General features: G+C 46.8%; 20 protein-coding genes, 5 tRNA genes, 3 rRNA genes and 1 riboswitch. Of the genes, 9 read left to right on the top strand and 19 right to left on the bottom strand.

Translation table 11 applies throughout. The features are described from left to right. Window positions 1-80: 80 nt before the first annotated feature. A riboswitch (TPP riboswitch) is annotated at window positions 81-179 on the bottom strand. Window positions 180-241: 62 nt separating this feature from the next. The 10 genes from crcB to Q5H80_RS14190 form a co-directional block, all read right to left on the bottom strand. Further along, window positions 242-625 (bottom strand): fluoride efflux transporter CrcB, encoded by a 384-nt coding sequence (crcB, locus tag Q5H80_RS14145; protein WP_004736665.1) that lies wholly within the window; start codon window positions 623-625, stop codon window positions 242-244. Between the two features lie 99 nt (window positions 626-724). Continuing rightward, complete coding sequence (locus Q5H80_RS14150) at window positions 725-2,107, bottom strand: multicopper oxidase family protein (protein WP_304565945.1); 1,383 nt, start codon at window positions 2,105-2,107, stop codon at window positions 725-727. 324 nt (window positions 2,108-2,431) lie between these two features. Continuing rightward, window positions 2,432-2,508, bottom strand: a tRNA-Trp gene (locus Q5H80_RS14155). 60 nt (window positions 2,509-2,568) lie between these two features. Next, window positions 2,569-2,645: transfer RNA gene (locus Q5H80_RS14160), tRNA-Asp, on the bottom strand. A 67-nt stretch (window positions 2,646-2,712) separates the two neighbouring features. Then, window positions 2,713-2,828, bottom strand: a 5S ribosomal RNA gene (gene rrf, locus Q5H80_RS14165). A 90-nt stretch (window positions 2,829-2,918) separates the two neighbouring features. Continuing rightward, a 23S ribosomal RNA gene (locus tag Q5H80_RS14170) occupies window positions 2,919-5,811 on the bottom strand. Between the two features lie 369 nt (window positions 5,812-6,180). Next, window positions 6,181-6,256: transfer RNA gene (locus Q5H80_RS14175), tRNA-Val, on the bottom strand. Between the two features lie 70 nt (window positions 6,257-6,326). Next, window positions 6,327-6,402: transfer RNA gene (locus Q5H80_RS14180), tRNA-Lys, on the bottom strand. Window positions 6,403-6,404: 2 nt separating this feature from the next. After that, window positions 6,405-6,480 (bottom strand) — tRNA-Glu (locus Q5H80_RS14185). A gap of 91 nt (window positions 6,481-6,571) precedes the next feature. Continuing rightward, window positions 6,572-8,126: ribosomal RNA gene (locus tag Q5H80_RS14190) — 16S ribosomal RNA — on the bottom strand. Together the 16S, 23S and 5S rRNA genes with 5 tRNA genes alongside form the textbook arrangement of a ribosomal RNA operon. 566 nt (window positions 8,127-8,692) lie before the next feature. Here Q5H80_RS14190 and Q5H80_RS14195 point away from each other — a divergent pair. Next, window positions 8,693-9,238, top strand: coding sequence for a gamma carbonic anhydrase family protein (locus tag Q5H80_RS14195; protein WP_304565947.1), 546 nt, complete (start codon window positions 8,693-8,695; stop codon window positions 9,236-9,238). On the opposite strand, the gene Q5H80_RS14200 is transcribed toward Q5H80_RS14195, so the two are convergent. The 4 genes from Q5H80_RS14200 to Q5H80_RS14215 all read right to left on the bottom strand — a co-directional run bounded on the left by Q5H80_RS14200 (window position 9,235) and on the right by Q5H80_RS14215 (window position 11,923). Further along, the gene (locus tag Q5H80_RS14200; RefSeq protein WP_304565949.1) at window positions 9,235-9,504 is read right to left on the bottom strand and encodes a DUF1488 domain-containing protein; all 270 of its coding nucleotides are present in this window, start codon (window positions 9,502-9,504) and stop codon (window positions 9,235-9,237) included. The genes Q5H80_RS14195 and Q5H80_RS14200 overlap by 4 nt on opposite strands. Before the next feature lie 17 nt (window positions 9,505-9,521). Further along, window positions 9,522-10,352 (bottom strand): shikimate dehydrogenase, encoded by an 831-nt coding sequence (gene aroE, locus Q5H80_RS14205; RefSeq protein WP_304565950.1) that lies wholly within the window; start codon window positions 10,350-10,352, stop codon window positions 9,522-9,524. A gap of 75 nt (window positions 10,353-10,427) precedes the next feature. After that, the gene (hemF, locus tag Q5H80_RS14210; RefSeq protein ID WP_304565952.1) at window positions 10,428-11,345 is read right to left on the bottom strand and encodes an oxygen-dependent coproporphyrinogen oxidase; all 918 of its coding nucleotides are present in this window, start codon (window positions 11,343-11,345) and stop codon (window positions 10,428-10,430) included. Between the two features lie 20 nt (window positions 11,346-11,365). Further along, window positions 11,366-11,923 carry an L-threonylcarbamoyladenylate synthase gene (locus Q5H80_RS14215; RefSeq protein WP_304565954.1) on the bottom strand — a complete coding sequence of 186 codons (558 nt, stop codon included), beginning with the start codon at window positions 11,921-11,923 and terminating at the stop codon, window positions 11,366-11,368. Between the two features lie 195 nt (window positions 11,924-12,118). Here Q5H80_RS14215 and purE point away from each other — a divergent pair, with 195 nt between their 5' ends. Further along, on the top strand, window positions 12,119-12,604 hold the full coding sequence (gene purE / locus Q5H80_RS14220; protein ID WP_192889631.1) for a 5-(carboxyamino)imidazole ribonucleotide mutase: 486 nt from the start codon (window positions 12,119-12,121) through the stop codon (window positions 12,602-12,604). Window positions 12,605-12,609: 5 nt separating this feature from the next. Beyond that, window positions 12,610-13,740: a 5-(carboxyamino)imidazole ribonucleotide synthase gene (locus tag Q5H80_RS14225; RefSeq protein ID WP_304565957.1), complete on the top strand. Its 1,131-nt coding sequence runs from the start codon at window positions 12,610-12,612 to the stop codon at window positions 13,738-13,740. An 86-nt stretch (window positions 13,741-13,826) separates the two neighbouring features. On the opposite strand, the gene Q5H80_RS14230 is transcribed toward Q5H80_RS14225, so the two are convergent. The 4 genes from Q5H80_RS14230 to Q5H80_RS14245 are packed head-to-tail and all read right to left on the bottom strand — an operon-like array spanning window position 13,827 to window position 17,089. Beyond that, a complete protein-coding gene (locus Q5H80_RS14230) occupies window positions 13,827-14,396 on the bottom strand; it encodes a type I DNA topoisomerase (protein WP_004735775.1) in 570 nt (189 codons plus the stop codon). A gap of 12 nt (window positions 14,397-14,408) precedes the next feature. Next, window positions 14,409-14,885, bottom strand: a complete 477-nt coding sequence (locus Q5H80_RS14235; protein WP_019820292.1) for a DUF494 family protein — start codon at window positions 14,883-14,885, stop codon at window positions 14,409-14,411. Window positions 14,886-14,888: 3 nt separating this feature from the next. Continuing rightward, window positions 14,889-16,001: a DNA-processing protein DprA gene (gene dprA / locus Q5H80_RS14240; protein WP_304565977.1), complete on the bottom strand. Its 1,113-nt coding sequence runs from the start codon at window positions 15,999-16,001 to the stop codon at window positions 14,889-14,891. After that, window positions 15,998-17,089, bottom strand: coding sequence for a LysM peptidoglycan-binding domain-containing protein (locus Q5H80_RS14245; protein ID WP_304565979.1), 1,092 nt, complete (start codon window positions 17,087-17,089; stop codon window positions 15,998-16,000). The genes dprA and Q5H80_RS14245 overlap by 4 nt, the downstream gene beginning before the upstream one ends. Window positions 17,090-17,229: 140 nt before the next feature. Between Q5H80_RS14245 and def the strand changes: the two genes are divergently transcribed. The 6 genes from def (at window position 17,230) to Q5H80_RS14275 (ending at window position 23,791) form a co-directional block, all read left to right on the top strand. Then, window positions 17,230-17,742 (top strand): peptide deformylase, encoded by a 513-nt coding sequence (def, locus tag Q5H80_RS14250; RefSeq protein ID WP_004735769.1) that lies wholly within the window; start codon window positions 17,230-17,232, stop codon window positions 17,740-17,742. A gap of 38 nt (window positions 17,743-17,780) precedes the next feature. Further along, the gene (gene fmt / locus Q5H80_RS14255) at window positions 17,781-18,746 is read left to right on the top strand and encodes a methionyl-tRNA formyltransferase (protein ID WP_304565995.1); all 966 of its coding nucleotides are present in this window, start codon (window positions 17,781-17,783) and stop codon (window positions 18,744-18,746) included. 119 nt (window positions 18,747-18,865) lie between these two features. Continuing rightward, entirely contained in the window at window positions 18,866-20,146 is a 1,281-nt protein-coding gene (gene rsmB, locus Q5H80_RS14260) for a 16S rRNA (cytosine(967)-C(5))-methyltransferase RsmB (RefSeq protein ID WP_304565997.1), read from the top strand. Window positions 20,147-20,255: 109 nt separating this feature from the next. Further along, entirely contained in the window at window positions 20,256-21,632 is a 1,377-nt protein-coding gene (gene trkA, locus Q5H80_RS14265) for a Trk system potassium transporter TrkA (protein ID WP_004735766.1), read from the top strand. Between the two features lie 96 nt (window positions 21,633-21,728). Then, the gene (locus Q5H80_RS14270) at window positions 21,729-23,174 is read left to right on the top strand and encodes a TrkH family potassium uptake protein (protein ID WP_304566003.1); all 1,446 of its coding nucleotides are present in this window, start codon (window positions 21,729-21,731) and stop codon (window positions 23,172-23,174) included. Between the two features lie 26 nt (window positions 23,175-23,200). Further along, window positions 23,201-23,791 carry a DUF3157 family protein gene (locus tag Q5H80_RS14275; protein WP_304566004.1) on the top strand — a complete coding sequence of 197 codons (591 nt, stop codon included), beginning with the start codon at window positions 23,201-23,203 and terminating at the stop codon, window positions 23,789-23,791. On the opposite strand, the gene Q5H80_RS14280 is transcribed toward Q5H80_RS14275, so the two are convergent. Beyond that, window positions 23,788-24,441: a hemolysin III family protein gene (locus tag Q5H80_RS14280; protein ID WP_304566005.1), complete on the bottom strand. Its 654-nt coding sequence runs from the start codon at window positions 24,439-24,441 to the stop codon at window positions 23,788-23,790. The two genes, Q5H80_RS14275 and Q5H80_RS14280, sit on opposite strands and share 4 nt — an antisense overlap. Window positions 24,442-24,548: the final 107 nt, after the last annotated feature.

The raw sequence follows: 24,548 nt of genomic DNA on the forward strand, positions 1-24,548 counted from the left end.
GACGGATTAGATGCTACAAGAGGGATCACGGTAAGAAATACAGTTGTGATCTGGAGATAGATCTCTAGAAGGATTCTAGTTAGATATCTACTCTTGTTCCCTTCGCAGGTATTAGCCTGATCAGGTTCAACGGATCCCGAGTTAACGGTCTCAGCCATATGGCACTCCGACAAGTTCGATCGAGTATATAAAAACGGCTTGGATAAACCAAGCCGAGTTGTTAACAAATCGTAAGAAAGTTTTAAGACTTTATCAAAAGTTGGAAGCCGATCCATGCTGCTGAAATACTGAGAACCACGTTGAGCAACACATTAAGCCCCATCTTAAAGAAAGCGCCCTGCTGCATAAGAAGCACGTTATCCATCGAAAATGTAGAGAACGTAGTCAGTGCTCCAAGGAAACCGAGGCCAATGATCTGTCTCCATGGTTCAGTCGCAACCATCTCATTTTCGAATGCGGCGATGAGCAAGCCCATAATCAAAGAGCCGATCACGTTAACAGTCAACGTACCGTAAGGAAAGCCACGCCCTAACATCACTACACATAACTCTGAAATCAAATAGCGCGAACAAGCACCAAATGCGCCACCAATGGCAATAAAACCTAAAATAGATAGCTGACCCATGAATCCTCCCAAATAACAGTCCCTATATTCTAGCTTTACCGCCGATAAAAGCGAGGGTAGAACTAAGAATGCATGCGCAAAAATTAAACGTTACAGGTGTCACTTAACTTCAATATATCCCATTAGTCCCGTTTTCATGTGCTCAATGACATGACAGTGGTACATCCAACGTCCAGGGTTGTCTGCAACAAACGCAGCTTTCGCTCGACCATTTTTCCCAAGTAACACAGTGTCGGTATGGAAGGGTTCTTCAATTTTTTTACCATCAAGTTCCAATACAGTAAATGTATGACCGTGAATATGAATCGGGTGATGATATTGAGTGACGTTCTTAAGATCGAATATGTAAGTCTTACCTAACTCTAAAGTCACCAACGGCTCTGGAATATTGTCTTTGCTCATTCCCTCCCATGCTCGCTTATTAGTAAGCCAAAACTTAGGCATGGACTTACCATCTTTAGATACTGGTGATACCGCCCCTTCCCACTCAAACACAAAATCGATTTCTTCTGCGTTGGCGAGATCTAAGTTAGGCACGGGATTCAGAGGCAATGAAGGAAGTGTTTGGCCTTCTATTAACGTTGAATCTACAACCTCAAACTCACACAAGGAGAATGGAAAACGCCCCTTCATTTGAAGGACACTCACTTGCTCGCCCACCTTAGGAGCAATCAGCCCAAGGTCGACACGCATACCTGGGCCAATTTTATGTTGAGTCAGCTTATAAGGTGTCTTTACAGGGTTACCATCAATGGCAATGACCCATGCTTCTGCCCCTTCAATAGCAATCGGATAGGTAATCGTGTTATCAACATTAGCGATACGGAGCCTAGTCGTTGCATGTTGCTTCAATTGATAAATAGGTTCATGTACTCCATTAACGCTACTCCACTCTCCTGGCGTGCCCATACGAGCGCTGAGGCGGGGAATCATTAAGTCTTTCCACTGACCTTGTTTGTCGATATGCCAATGTTTAAGCATCAGAGCATGCTCTTCATCGAACTGAACTGGCGCGCTCTCTTCAACAATAATAAGGCCGACTAAGCCCATACCCAGTTGTTTAACGCTGTTCATGTGTGGGTGATACCAAAAAGTACCCGCATCTGGTGGCGTAAACTCATAGACAAACGTTTCACCGGGCATAATAGGAGGCTGACTTAAGAAAGGAACCCCGTCCATTTCGATTGGAATTCTCAGTCCATGCCAATGAATTGTCGTCGGTTCTGAAAGCTTGTTGGTAAATCGGATCGTTACCTTTTCGCCTTGTCGACAGCGAATAATCGGCGCTGGAATCTGTCCATTAAAGGCTAAAACATTAGTATTAAACCCCTTTACCAACTCAGCAGTTGAGGGCTCAGCAGTTAAGTCATAAACGAACTTTCCTTGTTCATCAACAGACAGCTTCATTGAACAAGCCGGCAGGACGGTTAGTGCAGATATAGCGAGAGATGATTGAATAAACTTACGACGGGAAATATCCATATTTGTTGCCTTTTAGTAATAACGACCAAAATGTAACAAAATATTGAGAATAATTCTCATAAAGAAGTGTGGTTTGTGCTGTCGATTGTTTATAAAAGAAGCTGAGATAAGTAAGCACTTACACTTTTAAGGCTAGATTCTGTTGAAGATAGGAATTATCGACTAAAAAATCGAATAATTAGAAAGCAAAAGGATTCCAAGATTTCTGCTGGGACGCGTAGTCTGGAGCCTTAAATATGCCAGGAACGCCTAGCTATCCCAACATTACTTTTCAGAAGCAACAGACGTAAAAAAGCCCCAGCATTTCTGCTGAGGCTTTAAATATGGCAGGGGTGGAGAGATTCGAACTCCCAACACGCGGATTTGGAATCCGCTGCTCTGCCAATTGGAGCTACACCCCTAAAACTTTTTACTACTTCAGATTCGAAAAAACCTCGCACTAGGCGAGGTTATCGAATAAGTGGCGGAGTGGACGGGACTCGAACCCGCGACCCCCGGCGTGACAGGCCGGTATTCTAACCAACTGAACTACCACTCCGCAGTGGTCAACTCACTAAGTGAGCGTCCATATCTCCAGGTCGGTCAACCTAAAGATTTAATTTGAAGCCTGGCGATGTCCTACTCTCACATGGGGAAGCCCCACACTACCATCGGCGCTATTGTGTTTCACTTCTGAGTTCGGCATGGAATCAGGTGGGTCCACAATGCTATGGTCGCCAAGCAAATTTTAAAATTCGGAAAGCTAATTTAAAAGTCTCTTCAAACTCATTCAAGGTCTGTCTTTGAGTCCACAAAACCCCTTGGGTGTTGTATGGTTAAGCCTCACGGGCAATTAGTACAGGTTAGCTCAATGCCTCGCAGCACTTACACACCCTGCCTATCAACGTCGTAGTCTACGACAACCCTTTAGGACGCTTATAGCGTCAGGGAAAACTCATCTCAAGGCTCGCTTCCCGCTTAGATGCTTTCAGCGGTTATCGATTCCGAACTTAGCTACCGGGCAATGCCATTGGCATGACAACCCGAACACCAGAGGTTCGTCCACTCCGGTCCTCTCGTACTAGGAGCAGCCCCTTTCAATTTTCCAACGCCCACGGCAGATAGGGACCGAACTGTCTCACGACGTTCTAAACCCAGCTCGCGTACCACTTTAAATGGCGAACAGCCATACCCTTGGGACCGACTTCAGCCCCAGGATGTGATGAGCCGACATCGAGGTGCCAAACACCGCCGTCGATATGAACTCTTGGGCGGTATCAGCCTGTTATCCCCGGAGTACCTTTTATCCGTTGAGCGATGGCCCTTCCATTCAGAACCACCGGATCACTATGACCTGCTTTCGCACCTGCTCGAATTGTCATTCTCGCAGTCAAGCGGGCTTATGCCATTGCACTAACCACACGATGTCCAACCGTGTTTAGCCCACCTTCGTGCTCCTCCGTTACTCTTTGGGAGGAGACCGCCCCAGTCAAACTACCCACCAGGCACTGTCCGTAATCCCGATTCAGGGACCAACGTTAGAACATCAAAACTACAAGGGTGGTATTTCAAGGACGACTCCACCACATCTAGCGACGCGGTTTCATAGTCTCCCACCTATCCTACACATGTAGGTTCAATGTTCAGTGCCAAGCTGTAGTAAAGGTTCACGGGGTCTTTCCGTCTAGCCGCGGGTACACTGCATCTTCACAGCGATTTCAATTTCACTGAGTCTCGGGTGGAGACAGCGTGGCCATCATTACGCCATTCGTGCAGGTCGGAACTTACCCGACAAGGAATTTCGCTACCTTAGGACCGTTATAGTTACGGCCGCCGTTTACCGGGGCTTCGATCAAGAGCTTCGACCGAAGTCTAACCCCATCAATTAACCTTCCGGCACCGGGCAGGCGTCACACCGTATACGTCATCTTACGATTTTGCACAGTGCTGTGTTTTTAATAAACAGTTGCAGCCACCTGGTATCTGCGACTCTCGTCTGCTCCATCCGCAAGGGACTTCACTGATAAGAGCGTACCTTCTCCCGAAGTTACGGTACCATTTTGCCTAGTTCCTTCACCCGAGTTCTCTCAAGCGCCTTGGTATTCTCTACCCGACCACCTGTGTCGGTTTGGGGTACGATTCCTTACAATCTGAAGCTTAGAGGCTTTTCCTGGAAGCATGGCATCAATGACTTCACTACCGTAGTAGCTCGACATCGTATCTCAGCGTTAAGAAAGTCCGGATTTACCTAAACTTTCCGCCTACATACTTGAACCTGGACAACCGTCGCCAGGCCCACCTAGCCTTCTCCGTCCCCCCATCGCAATTGTAAGAAGTACGGGAATATTAACCCGTTTCCCATCGACTACGCCTTTCGGCCTCGCCTTAGGAGTCGACTTACCCTGCCCCGATTAACGTTGGACAGGAACCCTTGGTCTTCCGGCGAGGGAGTTTTTCACTCCCTTTATCGTTACTCATGTCAGCATTCGCACTTCTGATACCTCCAGCATGCCTTACAGCACACCTTCAACGGCTTACAGAACGCTCCCCTACCCCACATACCCTAAGGTACGTAGCCGCAGCTTCGGTGTATAGCTTAGCCCCGTTACATCTTCCGCGCAGGCCGACTCGACCAGTGAGCTATTACGCTTTCTTTAAATGATGGCTGCTTCTAAGCCAACATCCTGGCTGTCTGAGCCTTCCCACATCGTTTCCCACTTAGCTATACTTTGGGACCTTAGCTGGCGGTCTGGGTTGTTTCCCTCTCCACGACGGACGTTAGCACCCGCCGTGTGTCTCCCGGATAGTACTTACTGGTATTCGGAGTTTGCAAAGGGTTGGTAAGTCGGGATGACCCCCTAGCCTTAACAGTGCTCTACCCCCAGTAGTATTCGTCCGAGGCGCTACCTAAATAGCTTTCGGGGAGAACCAGCTATCTCCAGGTTTGATTGGCCTTTCACCCCTAGCCACAAGTCATCCGCTAATTTTTCAACATTAGTCGGTTCGGTCCTCCAGTTGATGTTACTCAACCTTCAACCTGCCCATGGCTAGATCACCTGGTTTCGGGTCTAATCCTAGCAACTGTACGCCCAGTTAAGACTCGGTTTCCCTACGGCTCCCCTAAACGGTTAACCTTGCTACTAAAATTAAGTCGCTGACCCATTATACAAAAGGTACGCAGTCACACCACGAAGGTGCTCCTACTGCTTGTACGTACACGGTTTCAGGTTCTATTTCACTCCCCTCACAGGGGTTCTTTTCGCCTTTCCCTCACGGTACTGGTTCACTATCGGTCAGTCAGTAGTATTTAGCCTTGGAGGATGGTCCCCCCATATTCAGACAGGATATCACGTGTCCCGCCCTACTCGTTTTCACTGATTATGAGATGTCGATTACGGGGCTATCACCCTTTATTGCGGCACTTTCCAGAGCCTTCATCTGTCTCATTAAAAGCTTAAGGGCTAATCCAATTTCGCTCGCCGCTACTTTCGGAATCTCGGTTGATTTCTCTTCCTCGGGGTACTTAGATGTTTCAGTTCCCCCGGTTTGCCTCCTGTTGCTATGTATTCACAACAGGATACGTGCTTATGCACGTGGGTTTCCCCATTCAGAAATCCCAGACTCAAAAGGTTATTACTACCTAATCTGGGCTTATCGCAAGTTATTACGTCTTTCATCGCCTCTGACTGCCAAGGCATCCACCGTGTACGCTTAGTCACTTAACCATACAACCCGAAAGGGTCTTAGCGTATGGCAACTAACCAAGGTTTTTGGTTGTCATCAAGAAGGGTTAATTATTGATGACTGTTTGCCGGACTCAATTGTGAATCAAACTAACGTTTGATTCGAATACAAGACACTTGAATGTGTTTGTTGTGTTTATCTAATGAAAGATAAACATTGAGAACTTTTAAATTTGATTGAATTACTCGTAAGCAATCAATCAGTCAGCTTTCCAAATTGTTAAAGAGCATGAGACTTTAAGAACCAGTGTTCTAAAATTCGCATTTTCTAAATACTCTTAGGGTCAAACACACCAACCAACGACAAAAGAAGTGGTTTGGGTATGACTATAACCAAGAATATTTAGAGAATGGTGGGCGATACCGGGCTCGAACCAGTGACCCCCTGCTTGTAAGGCAGGTGCTCTCCCAACTGAGCTAATCGCCCACGATAGTTTCTTTTGTCTTCACTTTTAATAAAAGTGAAAATAAAAGCCATCCTTTACGCGGAGAAAGAATGGTGGGTCGTGCAGGATTCGAACCTGCGACCAATTGATTAAAAGTCAACTGCTCTACCAACTGAGCTAACGACCCAATGGTATCCCGTAGGGGAGTCGAACCCCTGTTACCGCCGTGAAAGGGCGGTGTCCTAGGCCTCTAGACGAACGGGACACTGGATATTGAAGAACTTGGGAGTTCTTCGTCTCTTTACTTTTCTAAACCTAATCAATCTGTGTGGACACTCATCGTAAGTATCTTCGTATAAGGAGGTGATCCAGCCCCAGGTTCCCCTAGGGCTACCTTGTTACGACTTCACCCCAGTCATGAACCACAAAGTGGTGAGCGTCCTCCCCGAAAGGTTAAACTACCCACTTCTTTTGCAGCCCACTCCCATGGTGTGACGGGCGGTGTGTACAAGGCCCGGGAACGTATTCACCGTGACATTCTGATTCACGATTACTAGCGATTCCGACTTCATGGAGTCGAGTTGCAGACTCCAATCCGGACTACGACGCACTTTTTGGGATTCGCTCACTATCGCTAGCTTGCTGCCCTCTGTATGCGCCATTGTAGCACGTGTGTAGCCCTACTCGTAAGGGCCATGATGACTTGACGTCGTCCCCACCTTCCTCCGGTTTATCACCGGCAGTCTCCCTGGAGTTCCCGACATTACTCGCTGGCAAACAAGGATAAGGGTTGCGCTCGTTGCGGGACTTAACCCAACATTTCACAACACGAGCTGACGACAGCCATGCAGCACCTGTCTCAGAGCTCCCGAAGGCACACCTGCGTCTCCGCTGGCTTCTCTGGATGTCAAGAGTAGGTAAGGTTCTTCGCGTTGCATCGAATTAAACCACATGCTCCACCGCTTGTGCGGGCCCCCGTCAATTCATTTGAGTTTTAATCTTGCGACCGTACTCCCCAGGCGGTCTACTTAACGCGTTAGCTCCGAAAGCCACGGCTCAAGGCCACAACCTCCAAGTAGACATCGTTTACGGCGTGGACTACCAGGGTATCTAATCCTGTTTGCTCCCCACGCTTTCGCATCTGAGTGTCAGTGTCTGTCCAGGGGGCCGCCTTCGCCACTGGTATTCCTTCAGATCTCTACGCATTTCACCGCTACACCTGAAATTCTACCCCCCTCTACAGCACTCTAGTTCACCAGTTTCAAATGCAGTTCCGAGGTTGAGCCCCGGGCTTTCACATCTGACTTAATGAACCACCTGCATGCGCTTTACGCCCAGTAATTCCGATTAACGCTCGCACCCTCCGTATTACCGCGGCTGCTGGCACGGAGTTAGCCGGTGCTTCTTCTGTTGCTAACGTCAAGAGATAACGCTATTAACGTTACCCCCTTCCTCACAACTGAAAGTACTTTACAACCCGAAGGCCTTCTTCATACACGCGGCATGGCTGCATCAGGCTTTCGCCCATTGTGCAATATTCCCCACTGCTGCCTCCCGTAGGAGTCTGGACCGTGTCTCAGTTCCAGTGTGGCTGATCATCCTCTCAGACCAGCTAGGGATCGTCGCCTTGGTGAGCCATTACCTCACCAACTAGCTAATCCCACCTAGGCATATCTTGACGCGAGAGGTCCGAAGATCCCCCTCTTTGGCCCGTAGGCATTATGCGGTATTAGCCATCGTTTCCAATGGTTATCCCCCACATCAAGGCAATTTCCTAGGCATTACTCACCCGTCCGCCGCTCGACGCCCATTAACGCACCCGAAGGATTGTTAGTGTCGTTTCCGCTCGACTTGCATGTGTTAGGCCTGCCGCCAGCGTTCAATCTGAGCCATGATCAAACTCTTCAATTTAAGATTTTGTGACTCAACGAATACTGACTTCAAAACTACTATGTAATTTTAAAGCTATTACCACCCCAACAGAATGGTAATGAATTGACTGTGCCAAAATTAAGTAAACTTAATTTCGTATTGGTCACTCAGTTCATTGAAATCAATTTTGATTCCGAAGAATCTGTTTTATCTAACGATAAAACGTTTTGATATTCATCAACGAGTGCCCACACAGATTGATAGGTTTAAATTGTTAAAGAGCTTTTCCTTTTTGAGCTTCGCTCAAATCGGACGGCCATTTTAGCGATTTAAGTTTTAGTGTCAACCACTATTTTCAAAACTTTTTTCAAGCGCTTAGCTTGGCTAATTTGACCTGCTGATTCGTTTTCGCTTTTGAAACCTAAGCTTCGAAGCCATCCCGTGTCAGCGAGGTGGCATTATAGAGATTTCGATCACACTGGCAAGCCCTTTTTGAAGTTTTTCTTACTTTTTTGATTGTTCGAGCGTTTTTTGTTCAAAACACCCCATTTTCACTAGTATTCCCCTTAATTAAGGGCTTAAGGTGCCTATATAAAGGAGGATTTATGAGTTCAATGCGCAGTTATAAAGGAATATCCCCTCAGATTGGACAAGGTGTCTATATCGATACAAGTTCGGTACTAGTTGGTGATATCAAAATCGGTGATGACTCTAGCGTGTGGCCTTTGGTTGCAGCTCGAGGAGATGTGAACCACATTCATATTGGAGATAGAACGAATATCCAAGACGGCAGCATTTTGCACGTCACCCATAAGAATGCTGACAACCCTGAAGGTTATCCTCTACTAATAGGTAATGATGTCACTATCGGACATAAAGTAATGCTGCATGGCTGCACCATTGAAGATCGTGTACTTGTTGGTATGGGAGCTATCGTGCTTGATGGCGTGATTATTAAAGAAGAAGTGATGATTGGTGCTGGTAGCTTAGTGCCGCCTAATAAGGTACTTGAAAGCGGTTATCTCTATGTAGGAAGCCCAGTAAAACAAGCACGCCCATTAAATGACAAAGAGCGTGCCTTTTTACAGAAGTCAGCTGACAACTATGTTCAGAATAAAAACGACTATTTAGACTCCGTGCTGCCAATCTAAAGCGCTTTGATCTGAATTCGATTAGAGGAGTCATACTCCTCTTCTTCTATTAGTTCTTCCGCTAGCTCTTCAATATCAAAACGTAATTCTGAAAAGATAACTAAAGCTTGCTCGCCCTCTTCTATATCTTTGCCTGCAAATCGAGACAACTCTTCAATAGACATAACACACTCAATCAGTGCGCCCGACTGCTGTGCTGGGAAGATGATTGATTCATTTTCTTCATCCCAATCTTGGATATCAGGAAATAGAATTGATTGATTCATTTTTTATAAATACCTCATTACATCTCTAGGTTTTTACGTAATTCTCTTAAAATCTGTTTTGTTCCCGGACGAAGGCCACGCCAAAGCATAAAGCTCTCTGCTGCCTGCCCCACTAGCATACCCAGGCCATCATAAGCAGCATGAACACCATTATCTAATGCCCATTGATTAAATACCGTGGTTCCCGATCCGTAGACCATGTCATAGACGGCACTGTTAGTATTGAAGATAACGTCAGACACTTCAGGCAGCTGACCACTTAGACCAGATGAGGTCGAGTTAATAATGACATCAAAGCCTCCATTAACATCACTTAGCCCCATACCTTTGATGCTGCCATGCGACGAAAACATCTCAGCCAATAGCTCTGCCTTTGAGCGGGTTCGGTTAGCGACCACCAGCTGTTGTAGCTTTTGGTCGAGAAGAGGTTGGATCACTCCTCGAGCAGCACCACCAGCGCCAAGCAGAAGAACGCGAGCCCCTTCTAGCATAACTTGATGTTGAAGAAGGTCTTGAACTAAACCCTCACCATCGGTGTTATCACCAATGATCTCTCCATCATCGAGTTTCTTAAGTGTGTTTACAGCACCTGCTAGTTCAGCTCTTTCAGTCAGGCGATTAGCGAACTGATAAGCATCTTCTTTAAATGGCGCTGTGACATTACACCCTCTACCACCTTCATTAAAAAAATCTTGAGCAGCAGTGATGAATTCACCTTGTTCTGGCTGGAGTGCTGTATAGGTAAGTTGTTGGCTGGTTTGGCGAGCAAATAATGTGTGAATGAATGGCGATTTGCTTTGCCCAATAGGGTTACCGAAAACGGCATAACGATCTACTTGCTGTGTCATATCCTTACCTAACAGAAATAAAAAAGGGTCATCTATATAGATGACCCTATCACTATCCCTATAAGGAAGAAAGAACTACCAAACTCGAGGTTTTAGGTAGTCGCTATAAAGCAGAGCTTCTGGTGAGCCCGCTTGTGGTTCATAGCGATATTCCCAACGAGCCAACGGCGGCATAGACATCAATATTGATTCTGTACGCCCGCCACTTTGCAGGCCAAATAGGGTGCCACGGTCATACACTAAGTTAAATTCAACATAGCGACCACGACGATAAAGTTGGAAGTCACGCTCGCGCTCACCGTAAGACGTCTCTTTGCGTCGTTCTACAATCGGTAGATATGCGACTGCAAAGCCTTCACCGACCGCCTGCATATAAGCAAAGCTCTTTTCAAAGCCCCACTCGTTAAGATCATCAAAGAACAGACCACCCACACCGCGTGTTTCATCTCGGTGAGGCAGATAGAAATACTTATCACACCACTCTTTATGTTCTTGATAAACATCATCACCAAACGGCGCACAAAGATCTTTGGCTGTTTGATGCCAAGATTGGCAGTCTTCGTCGAAAGGATAGAATGGCGTTAAATCAAAACCACCACCGAACCACCAAATAGGGTCTTCCCCTTCTTTTTCCGCAATGAAGAATCGAACGTTCGCGTGTGAGGTTGGGATATAAGGGTTTTTAGGATGGATAACCAATGAGACACCCATCGCCTCAAACTTACGCCCGGCTAATTCAGGGCGATGAGCAGTGGCTGAGGCAGGCATTGCCTTACCCGCTACGTGAGAGAAGTTAACCCCACCTTGCTCAAATACCGCACCGTTGGTCATAACACGAGTTCGACCACCGCCACCAAGACGCTCGCCAGGTTCACGCTGCCATGCATCTTCTTCAAACAGTGCAGTGCCATCAGCTTGCTCAAGCTGCTGGCAAATCGAATCTTGTAGTCTCAGTAAAAACTGCTTTACTGCTTCTTTATCAATGGCTGACATTTTACTTTCCTTTGCAGGGTTTAACCCTGTCTTAATATTTTCGACGTTTTTGCATCTCTAATTTCGCTTGGCTTCTCACGTCCACCCGTTTGACCTTCTAAAATCGCGACTAAGTGTTGGCCCAATTGCTGTTGAACTTCTTCAGTCGTCATACAAGGCGGCTCGCCAGTCAGGTTGGCACTGGTAGAGGTTAACGGCTTACCAAATTCATTACACATTCTTTGAACCAAAGGGTGATCCGTCACTCGTACCGCAATGGAATCGAACTGGCCTCTGACCCAGTCTGTTACTTTGGCGCTGGTTGGCATGATCCAAGTAACCGGGCCCGGCCATGTTGCTTTCACTGTCGCTAACTGCGCTTCAGTCAGTTGGCTTTCGTCAATATAAGGCAACAACTGATCGTAACTTGCGGCTATTAGGATCAACCCTTTTTCCATCGGTCGTTGTTTTAAGTCGAGCAGTTTCTTGATGGCTTGTGGATTATCGGGATCACAACCGACCCCAAAAACGCCTTCGGTCGGGTAAGCAATGACTTCACCTTGCTGTAATGCCTGCAATGTATGTTGAAAGTTATCCACGGGTTGCCTCATTAATTCTGTTATCGAATTCGCTAAGTGTACAAATTATCATTCACTGTGACTAAAGCTATTTGTTTATAAAATGTATCAATTAACAACTCAGACTGACGCAAACGTTTTCCTTAAGCAATTTTACCCGTATAATGCGCGCAAAATATCTAATCACTAATTAAATCGTACCTGAAGGAGTTTGAGATGACTGTCGGTATTATCATGGGTTCTAAATCTGATTGGCCAACAATGAAGCTAGCTGCAGAAATGTTGGATCAGTTTGGCGTGGCGTACGAAACAAAAGTGGTTTCTGCTCACCGTACACCTCAGTTGCTAGCAGACTACGCAACCAGTGCGAAAGAGCGCGGTATTAAAGTGATAATTGCGGGTGCTGGCGGTGCAGCTCACCTTCCGGGCATGGCGGCTGCTTTCACAAGCGTCCCAGTTCTTGGTGTTCCTGTTCAGTCTAAAGCACTGAAAGGCATGGACTCTCTACTTTCTATCGTACAGATGCCAAAAGGTATTGCGGTAGGTACTCTGGCTATCGGTGAAGCAGGTGCTGCTAACGCTGGTATCCTAGCCGCTCAAATCATTGGTACACACAATGAAGAAGTGATGGCGAGAGTAGAAGCGTTCCGCTCTGAGCAAACAGAAACGGTTCTTGCTAATCCAAACCCTGCTGAGGACTAATTCCCATGCATGTTCTTGTGTTAGGCGCGGGCCAACTTGCTCGCATGATGTCCCTAGCTGGGGCACCGCTGAATATTGAAATTTCTGCTTTTGATGTTGGCAGCAAAAATATTGTTCACCCATTAACGCAAGCGATTCTAGGCAACGGCTTAGAAAATGCGATTGAGCGTGCGGACGTCATTACTGCAGAGTTCGAACATATCCCTCACGATGTACTTGAGGTATGTGAGCGCAGCAGTAAGTTCTTACCGACTACTGAAGCAATCAAAGCTGGCGGTGACCGTCGTCTTGAAAAAGCGCTGTTAGACGAAGCGAACGTGAAAAACGCTAAGTACTATGTGATTAACTCTCGCGAAGACTTTGACGCTGCGATCGCTCACGTTGGCCTACCAATGGTACTGAAGAGCACACTTGGCGGCTACGACGGCAAGGGCCAGTGGCGTTTAAAGACATTAGATAACGTTGAAGCAACTTGGGCAGAAATGGCCGAGTGCATCGCTGCGACAGACAATCAAGCCATTGTAGCTGAAGAGTTTGTTCCGTTTGACCGAGAAGTATCACTGATTGGTGCTCGCGGTACCAATGGCGAGATTCAAGTATACCCACTGGCTGAGAATGTTCACACCGACGGCGTGTTGAGCTTATCGACAGCGATTGATGACATTGAACTGCAAGAGCAAGCGAAAACCATGTTCACTGCCATTGCTGATCGCTTAGATTACGTTGGTGTGCTAGCACTTGAGTTCTTTGATGTTCAAGGTTCACTACTGGTTAATGAGATTGCACCACGTGTTCATAACTCAGGCCACTGGACGCAACAAGGCGCTGAGACTTGTCAGTTTGAGAATCATCTACGTGCCGTATGTGGCATGCCACTAGGCAGCACTAAACTGATTCGTCCAACCGCAATGATCAACATCCTTGGGGAAGATACCCTACCTGAAGCAATTCTTGCTCAAGGTGGCTGTCATGTTCATTGGTATGGCAAAGAGAAGCGTGCGGGTCGTAAGATGGGTCACATTAACGTGAGTGCTGACTACAACGCAGAACTGCAAAGAACGTTATGCTCATTGGCAGAAATTCTCGACAAACAAGCCTACCCTGCTGTGCATGAGTTTGCTGAGCAGATGAAGTAAGTCTATATTGCTTGATGAATATAGAACGTTTATTGGATATAGAAACGGCGCTCAATGAGCGCCGTTTTTTATTTCTGATCATTCACTTACTGTGATTGAATATGATGACACTTGCGATCAGCACATTGCTTCTTGGTGCCACTGGCAGTTTTCTTCTCAAGTAACAACGGGAACTGGCACTCTTCACAACGACCTATAACAGGTGGCTGGTTAACGGCGAACTTACACTTAGGGTAGTTATCACAAGCATAGAAGGTTTTGCCATAGCGAGATTTACGCTCAACCAAATGGCCTCTGCCACACTCAGGGCACGCAACAAGTGGCTGCTCTTCAGGTTGTTCTTTCGGTTGATCCAAAGATTCGATGTGATTACACGTAGGGTAACTACTGCAACCAATAAACATCCCAAACCGGCCCTGCCTTAATACCAACTCGTTTTGGCATTTAGGACACGGCACACCCAGCTCTTTCACCACGTGTCCATCGTTTTGATGCAACGGCTTGATGTAATCACAGCTCGGGTACTGCTTACAGCCTAAAAATGGACCGTGCTTACCATGGCGAAGCTGAAGCTCTCCACCACACTGTGGACATGGTTCATGCTCTAATGCATGTTCATGTGCTGAAAAAAGCTGATTATCAATCTTACTACTCATGACAAGCCTGTGTTAATGCAAGATACCTTGCTCTTTGGTGTACAACAGCTCTTCCATTTGCGTGTAAGCACTTTCATTACCCGGCACATTAAATAGCACCATTAAGATAATCCATTTCAGATCATCTAATTCAAATTCGTTGGTCTCAAGCCCCATCACACGATCAATCACCATTTCACGAATCTCTGTCGTGAGTACGTTGATCTGCTCTAGGAACAGTAAGAAACCTCGACACTCCATATTAATACGTGAAATCTCTCGACTGGTATAAATACGCATTGAGGTATTGGAACACACACTAATCGCCGCTTGGTTGTCGGTATCTTGCAATGCCGCAAGATCTTCTAACCAATGGAGGGCCTTATAAATATCATCTTGGTGAAACCCTGCTCGAAGAAGCTCATCTTCCAGCTCATCTTGATCCACCTGCAATTCAGAATCGCTATGGATGTAGGTTTCAAACAAGTACATCAGTATGTCCATCATCATAGCTTAGCCTCTCCCCTTTCGAATATAGCCACCGGAAACTGCAACAACATGCCCTGAGAGCTCAAGCTCTAAAAGCTGCATCATGACCTCATGCACAGGTATATGGGTTCTCTGTGCCAAAATATCAACGGGTGTCGCCTCTAATCCTACGTTAGCTAACAGCTGTGGAAATGGCAATTGCTCATTTTCACCCTCATTCGGCGTAGGCTCGAACAAACTGGGCTGCTGATCTATAGACCAGTCTAACAGACTCTTTATTTCAATCAGAACATCTTGAGCATTTTGTACTAAACATGCTCCAGCTTTAATTAAGCTGTTACCTCCGCGGCTGGTTGGACTATGAATTGAGCCTGGAAGCGCAAACACCTCTCGGCCTTGCTCCATGGCATAGCGAGCCGTAATCAAAGAGCCACTCTTCTCAGCCGCTTCAACCACTAAGGTTCCTAGCGACAAGCCACTAATAATACGATTACGTCGGGGGAAATGTTCAGGTCGTGGTTTAGCACTTGGCCGAAACTCTGAAATCAGCGCACCATTATCACAAATTCTATCCGCTAGATTTCTGTGCCGCGCAGGGTAAATGGAATCTAAGCCAGAGCCCAACACTGCGAAGGTCTCCCCTCCTTTATCCAAAGCACCATCATGAGCATAGCCATCAATGCCTAAGGCTAAACCACTGGTGACGATCAAGCCGTTTTGGACAAACTCTTTGGCGAAGGCCTTCGCGGTTTGTAGTCCTTCGATACTGGCATTACGACTACCAACCATAGCGATTTGAGGCTCAATCAGTTTTCCAACATGACCCTTAACGAAAAGAACACTGGGCGCAGAGGCTGTCTCGTTCAGCAGTTTGGGGTAGTGTGGGCAGTTAGGGGTAATGATGTGATGGTTGGGCTGCCTTGCTTGCCACGCTAAGCAAGCCTCCACTTCTCTTGGGGCTTGCTCTCTTAGATAAGAAATTTGCTTGGCTGACAAACCCATCGCTTGTAGCTGCTGACTTGAGTTGCCAACAATGTTCGAAGGGGAATCGATACTCAGCAGGCGAGAAAGGCGTTTGCCACCCAATTGCGGAACAAAACTTAGAGTTAGCCAAGCACTCAGTTGTTGCTCATTCACTCGGTGCCCTTAATCTCTTCCGTCAAAGCAAGATCCAAAGGCGATACTGCCAGAATGTCATTGCTAACAGGCTTAGAGCTCTGAGTGATCAATGCGAGGCTAAAATACTCATAAGGGCGAATAACCATCAAGCTACCCAGAGAGGTGCTTGGCAATTGCACCTTATCGCTCGCCGCAGACTCTTTATAACTGTATTCACCTTGCTTACCAAACACCACCGCGCCGCTTTCGCTGAGGGTAAACATGGAGCCTTGGCGGAGGTTATCCTGTGAACCTTTATTGATCACTACTACCTGATTCTTCGCGCTGTACTGGCTGCCATCTAATGAGCCCAAGATATTAGCAAACTGACCCGCCACACTAGGTGCAGGATAAAACGTGGTAGAGAGCTTCACCTGATCAACACCAAGTTCCGGTAACACAAGGTCGTTGAGTAGTACTTCTTGCAGTTGAGTCTCTATCTGCAAGCTACTGAACTCAGCATCCACCTCTTTTAAGCGCGCAGTGGCGACCAAACGCAACGAGGTCATACTCGCGTGAGGTTGCTGTCGTTGGTAGGTTTCAACGGCACGGTAGATACCCCATTTTTGATGTTGCTGGTTACCTGATATAAATAACCGGTCTACACCCGATAAGAAGCGTTTACCATCACTGGTCCCTAATACTCGTTGCGCCGATTCGATATCTTGCAGCTCTACCAAGCGATCAGACTGTAAATATGGCAAAACCAACCCCTCATTGACGGTAGGTACTGCTTTTTTCTCAGAGACACGAATCTTAGGGCTAAGCTTGATAACAGGCTTGAGGCTCAATACAGGCTCACCATTAATCCAAACCAAAGACAGTTTATCTCCGGGATAAATAAGATGAGGGTTTTCTATCTCTGGATTCACCTGCCATAACCTTGGCCACAACCATGGACTATCGAGATACATCGCAGAGATATCCCACAAAGTATCGCCCTTAACCACCACATACGCCTCGGGTGCGCCCTGTTTAATGGTTAAAGGTTGTTCACTATTTTCCGCCGTAGCGGCGAACGAAATCGAGGCACAAACAAGAGATAAAGCAGGGAATAAATGACGCATGACCTAGGTTCCTTGGTCTGAATATATGACATCTGATTGGAGAATTACCTTCAGGATGCTGTCATTTGGCCTCTAAAATGTCTAGAATTGAGCCAACAAGGTTTAAGCTGTTTCGGCACAGTTCAATATTTCGAGTGTATATGTCTGTATTACAAGTATTAACATTACCAGATGATCGTCTACGTACCGTGGCGAAACCGGTAAAAGAAGTTACCCCAGAGATTCAAAAGTTCGTTGATGACATGATTGAAACCATGTACGACGAAGAAGGTATCGGCCTTGCGGCAACGCAAGTAGATTTCCACCAGCGCATCGTTGTTATCGATATTTCAGAGACGCGTGATGAACCTATGGTTCTGATCAACCCTGAAATTACCGACAAACGTGGCGAAGATGGTATCGAAGAAGGCTGTCTATCTGTACCAGGCGCTCGAGCTCTAGTACCTCGCGCTGCAGAAGTAACGGTTAAAGCATTAGATCGTGAAGGCAACGAATTCACATTCGACGCTGACGACCTTCTGGCTATCTGTGTTCAGCACGAACTTGACCACCTAGAAGGCAAGTTGTTTGTTGATTACCTATCGCCACTAAAGCGCAAACGTATTCAAGATAAGCTAGCGAAGATTAAACGTTTCAACGAGAAACAAGGTTAATAACCGCTGCTATTACTAAATTAAGAAGGAAGTCTACCTTGGGTCAATCTTTAAGAATTGTCTTCGCAGGTACTCCGGATTTCGCCGCCCGTCACTTGGCGGCGTTGTTGTCTTCGGAGCATGAAGTTATTGCAGTTTACACCAACCCAGATCGCCCAGCAGGTCGAGGGAAAAAACTGTCTGCGCCACCAGTAAAGCAACTTGCATTAGAGCACGGCATTCCAGTTTACCAGCCAGAAAATTTCAAGTCAGATGAAGCTAAACAAGAGCTAACAGATTTGAATGCTGACATCATGGTTGTTGTCGCTTACGGTATGCTGTTACCACAAGCTGTATTAGATACACCTCGCTTAGGTTGTATCAATGTGCATGGCTCTATCCTGCCGCGCTGGCGTGGTGCTGCTCCGATTCAACGCTCTATCTGGGCGGGCGATAAAGAGACTGGCGTGACGATCATGCAGATGGATATCGGCCTAGATACTGGTGACATGCTCAGCATCGCGACGCTACCAATCGAAGCAACAGATACTAGCGCGTCAATGTACGAGAAGTTGGCTGGCCTTGGTCCTGATGCTCTTGTTGAGTGTTTAGCAGACATCGCTTCTGGTAAGGCTGTCGCTGAGAAACAAGACGACGAACTTGCTAACTACGCGAAGAAGCTGAGCAAAGAAGAAGCAAAAATTGATTGGAATGACAGTGCAGAACACATCGAACGTTGTGTGCGCGCTTTCAACCCGTGGCCAATGAGTCACTTTGCGATTGTTGATAGCAGCTCTAATGATGAAAAAAGCATTAAGGTTTGGCAGACACGTGTTGATGAAGAATCGACATCTGCGCCAGCTGGCTCAATCATCAAAGCAGATAAGACTGGTATTTATGTTGCGACTGGCAACAAAGTACTAGTCTTGGAGCAGCTACAAGTTCCAGGTAAAAAAGCTATGTCAGTTCAGGACATCTTGAACTCACGTGCAAGCTGGTTTGAAGTTGGTACTCAACTTTCTTAACCGCTTTAAAGCTACTCAATATGTACTTAAAAACGTGTAGCTTGTAAAAACACTATTTAGAAAACCTTTACGAGGGCAGAGATGCCCTCATGTATTCAAATAAATATTCGGTACCCCTCATGAATGTTCGCGCTGCTGCTGCAAATGTCCTATTCCAAGTTGTCGATAAAGGCCACTCTCTTTCACACGCTCTCCCTGCGGCTCAAAAAACGATCCGTCCGCGAGACCATGCTCTACTGCAAGAGATTTGCTACGGCGCACTTCGTTACCTGCCTCGCTTAGAGTCAATCGCTAACGAACTGATGGAAAACTCGCTTAAAGGTAAAAAGCGCGTATTCCACCACCTGATCTTAGTAGGCATTTACCAGTTGAGCTTTATGCGCATTCCTTCGCATGCTGCCGTTGCTGAAACCGTTGAAGCAACCAAAACCCTGCGCGGCCCAAGTCTCAGTGGTTTGATCAATGCAGTGCTTCGCAGCTATCTGCGCGATCAAGAAGAGCTAGATGAGAAAGCCGTTAGCCACAATGCTGGCAAATACAGCCATCCAAGCTGGATTCTGAAAATGCTTCAAGAAAGCTACCCAGATCAGTGGGAGCAATTGGTTGAAGCAAACAACAGCAAAGCACCAATGTGGCTACGCGTAAACCGCCAACACCACACTCGTGACGAGTATGTTGAACTGCTTAAAAACGAAAACATTGAATACACACTGCACCCAGAAGCGGCTGATGCCATAAAATTAGCATCACCTTGTGATGTTACCTTGCTTCCTGGTTTTGACCGAGGCTGGGTATCAGTACAAGACGCTGCAGCTCAACTTTCGGTTGATTACCTAACACCAAAAGATGGTGAGCTAATCCTTGATTGCTGTGCTGCTCCTGGCGGTAAAACTGCGCACATTCTTGAACATACTCAAGACACTGAAGTGGTTGCGATTGACAGTGATATTAAACGCCTAGACCGCGTTTACGATAACCTTGAACGCCTACAACTACGTGCCGACGTAATCTGTGGTGATGCTCGCTACCCTGAAGAGTGGTGGACTGGCAGTCAGTTCGACCGCATCCTACTTGATGCTCCATGTTCAGCGACGGGTGTAATTCGCCGTCACCCTGACATTAAGTGGCTACGCCGTGCCTCTGATATCGATGCACTAGCAGAACTACAAAGCGAAATCTTGGATGCAATGTGGCGCCAGCTAAAAGAAGGCGGCACCATGGTTTATGCGACATGTTCTATCACGCCGCAAGAAAACGTGCTGCAAGTGAAAGCATTCTTAGAGCGTACCGAGAACGCAACGCTGGTTGGGTCTGATGTCGAAAAACCGGGTCGTCAAATACTGCCTGGTGAAGAAGATATGGATGGCTTCTACTACGCAGTTCTAGTAAAACAGGCATAACACTAACAGCGGCTAAGAATTTATTTCTTAGCCGCTGTTTCTTTCTAGTGCATTATCAAAGCGAAATGAGTTCACTAGAATTACAACGGCAAAAAATAAGAGAAAGGCTATGAAGATCATTATTCTAGGTGCTGGACAAGTTGGCGGTACCCTTGCTGAAAACCTAGTGGGTGAAAACAATGACATCACGATCGTCGACCGTAATGCCGACCGACTGCGTGAACTTCAAGACAAATATGACCTTAGGGTTGTAAACGGTTATGCCAGCCACCCGAATACACTACGTGAAGCGGGCGCGCAAGATGCCGACATGTTGGTTGCCGTAACCAACATGGATGAAACCAACATGGCCGCATGTCAGGTTGCCTTCTCTCTGTTTAATACGCCAAACCGAATTGCCCGTATCCGCTCTCCACAGTATTTAGAAGAGAAAGAAGCGCTATTCAAATCAGGTGCAATCCCAGTAGATCACCTGATTGCACCCGAAGAGCTGGTAACCAGCTACATCGAGCGCCTGATTCAATACCCAGGTGCACTACAGGTTGTGAGCTTTGCTGAACAGAAAGTTAGCCTAGTCGCAGTAAAAGCCTACTACGGTGGGCCACTGGTTGGTAACGCACTGTCTGCTTTGCGTGAGCACATGCCGCACATTGATACTCGTGTAGCCGCTATCTTCCGTCAAGGTCGCCCAATTCGCCCACAAGGTACTACCATCATTGAAGCCGATGATGAGGTTTTCTTCGTCGCAGCAAGTAACCACATCCGCTCAGTAATGAGTGAGCTGCAACGCTTAGAGAAACCGTACCGTCGCATCATGATTGTCGGTGGTGGTAACATTGGTGCAAGCTTGGCAAAACGCCTAGAGCAGAGCTACAGCATCAAGCTTATTGAGCGCAGCTACACTCGCGCCGAGAAACTATCTGAAGAGTTAGAAAACACCATCGTATTCTGTGGTGATGCAGCCGACCAAGAACTGTTAACCGAAGAGAACATCGATCAGGTGGATGTGTTTATTGCACTAACCAATGAAGATGAAACCAACATCATGTCAGCGATGCTGGCGAAGCGAATGGGTGCCAAGAAGGTAATGGTACTGATTCAGCGCGGTGCTTACGTAGACCTTGTTCAGGGTGGTGTGATTGATATTGCGATATCTCCACAACAAGCGACCATTTCTGCGCTGCTTACTCATGTTCGTCGTGCTGATATTGTAAACGTATCATCTCTACGTCGCGGCGCTGCTGAAGCGATCGAAGCGATTGCTCATGGTGACGAAACCACCTCTAAAGTGGTTGGCCGAGCGATTGGCGACATCAAACTGCCACCGGGTACCACTATTGGTGCGATTGTTCGCGGAGAAGAGGTGCTTATCGCGCACGATAGAACCGTGATCGAACAGGATGACCACGTAGTGATGTTCCTAGTGGACAAGAAATACGTACCTGATGTTGAGTCTCTATTCCAACCGAGCCCGTTCTTCTTATAGCCTTGTTCTCGTAAGCTTCTTCTCGCAACTTTCTTTTTGTGAGAACGACGCTCCAGCACAAAGCTGTAATCTATTTAAGCTATGGTCTATTAAGCTATGGTCAACTTTCGTCCGATATTATTAGTGATAGGGTTAGTGTTATCAAAACTCGCCCTTTTCATGTACATCCCTACATTGGTTGCCTTTTTCACAGGCACCGGTGGCTTCCTCGAGTTTGGTCAATCAGTAGTGATCACGCACATAGTAGCGTTCATCTGCTTGAGTTTAGGCCGTTCAGCTAAGTTCCGATTAGGGGTGCGGGACATGTTCCTGATTACCTCTTTGGTTTGGACAATTGCCAGCGCCTTTGCCGCCCTGCCATTTGTATTCATTAACCACATCAGCTTCACTGACGCCTATTTTGAAACCATGTCTGGTATCACCACAACAGGCTCAACGGTATTAAGCGGCTTAGACAGCATGGCACCAAGCATTCTATTGTGGCGTTCTATACTGCAATGGTTAGGCGGCATCGGCTTTATCGTTATGGCGGTAGCGGTTCTACCAATGCTCAACGTCGGCGGTATGCGCCTGTTCCAAACTGAATCATCCGATTGGTCAGATAAAAGTAGCCCACGAGCAAAAACAGTCGCGAAAAACATCGTGGCGGTTTATTTGGTTCTGACTGGCTTGTGTATCATTAGCTATCTGTTTGCAGGCATGGGAATCTTTGATGCGATCAACCACGCGTTCACAACACTGTCGACGGGTGGTTACTCAACATCAGATGGATCAATGAATCACTTCTCCAACAGTGCTCACTGGGTAGGAACACTGTTCATGTTCCTTGGTGGTCTGCCGTTCTTACTGTTCGTTAGCACACTGCGTGGTAGAAAGCTCTCAATCCTCTATAAAGACGCGCAAGTGAGAGGCTTCACATATCTATTTTTGGTCACCAGTGCCGTAATATCGACATGGCTGGTGGTTAGAGATGGCTACACAGTTATGGATGCGATGCGTGTTTCGATGTTCAACATTGTATCAGTCGTCACCACAACCGGTTTTGGCTTAGAAGACTTCACCGCGTGGGGTGCACTACCAACTACCTTGTTTGCATTCCTAATGATGGCGGGAGCTTGCTCGGGTTCAACCTCTGGCGGTATTAAAATCTTCCGTTTCCAGATCGCGATGACCATGCTCCACAAACAAATGATGAAGCTGATTCACCCGTCGGGTGTTTTTGTTCAACGCTATAACCAACGACCAGTGAATGACGACATTGTGCGTTCACTCGTCGCATTTGGTTTGATGTTCTTTATTACTATTATCTTAATTGCTGGTGGCTTGAGCGCGATGGGTCTTGATCCTGTGACCAGTATATCTGGCGCTATCACAGCCGTTGCCAACGTGGGCCCGGGAATGGGGAGCGTGATCGGTCCAACCGGGAACTTTGCTCCACTGCCAGACGCCGCTAAATGGTTGCTAAGTTTAGGAATGCTAATGGGACGACTAGAGATACTGACGCTCATTGTTCTATTTTTCCCAGCCTTTTGGCGACGCTAACCAAGCAAAAAATCAAGGAAACACAGATGAAATCATACGTACTTCTCGCTAGCGCATTGCTCGCAAACTCAGTATTCGTAAGTTCTGCCTTTGCTGATCAAATGGTCACATTGTCTGATGGTAAGCAAGTGTTACTAAAAGACGATTTTACTTGGCTATACGTGGCACCACAGCAAACGGAAGCAGCAGCGACAACATCAAAGGTCGCCGTGCCCGTTGCAGCAACCCCTGTCGTAGCCGTACCTGTCGTAACGAACACGCGTGGCACTACGATTGTGGTTAATAGTAAGAAGCCAAGCTTACAGCTGTCTCAATCAGGAGTGGATGTTGTGCTGGGTGCAAGTCGCTATGAAGATGGTGAGCTTATCATTCCGACAGCCATCACCAACCAAGGCACTCAAGCTGTCATTTTGGTATCACTTAACATCAGCGTATTTACTGCAGAAGGTGAGTTGTTGGCAGAAGAAGAAGTTGCTGTTTGGAAATCAATCAAACGAATGGCCGACACATACCTGCGACCAAAGACGGGTGAAGAAGGCAAGCTAATCAAGATCGACCTAGAACAACACCCTGAATATCAGATTAAAGCTGAGATTACTGAAGTACTGGCTCGCTAAACCGGGGTCACGTACAAATAAATAGCGAAGAAATGGCAAGCGCAGCCCGCCAATACAAACAAGTGCCAGATGGCATGGTTATAAGGGATGCGTTTTGCCACATAGAAAATCACACCCAGCGAGTAAATTACTCCGCCAACTGCCAGTAACACCAAACCACCTATATCGATATTCATCGCTAATTGATAAACAACAATCAAAGATAGCCAACCCATCGCTAGGTAAATGAACAGCGATAAACGCTTGAATCGATAAACGAAGGCTATCTTCATGATGATGCCCACCAACGCAATCCCCCAGATAACCGCCATCAAACCCATAGCTAATGGGGTTCTTAAGCCCACTAAGAGAAACGGCGTGTAACTGCCCGCGATCAACAAATAAATCGCACAGTGATCAAGGGTTTTGAGTAAGCGCTTGGTTTTCTCAGTGGTGATCGAGTGGTACAACGTGGAGGCGAGAAAGAGCAGAATAATACTGCTGCCATACACCGTCATACTAGCAACAGTTAGCATGTCGGCTTGGTAATCAAACGCGCGAATCAGCAACAAGATCAAGCCAACCACGCCAAGTACGACGCCCAAGCCATGGGTTATCGCATTAGCGCGTTCTTCAATGTCACTGTATTCGCTAGCTGATGATGCAGACATGAGTATCCTACTAGAGTAAATGTTCGATTGACCCAGTATTGCACATTAAGCTTACACGTGTAAGCTTAAATTTTTATGACACCAATGACGCCTGAAATATGTAATGA

Source organism: Vibrio sp. SNU_ST1 (genome assembly GCF_030563405.1).
Lineage (GTDB): Bacteria > Pseudomonadota > Gammaproteobacteria > Enterobacterales > Vibrionaceae > Vibrio.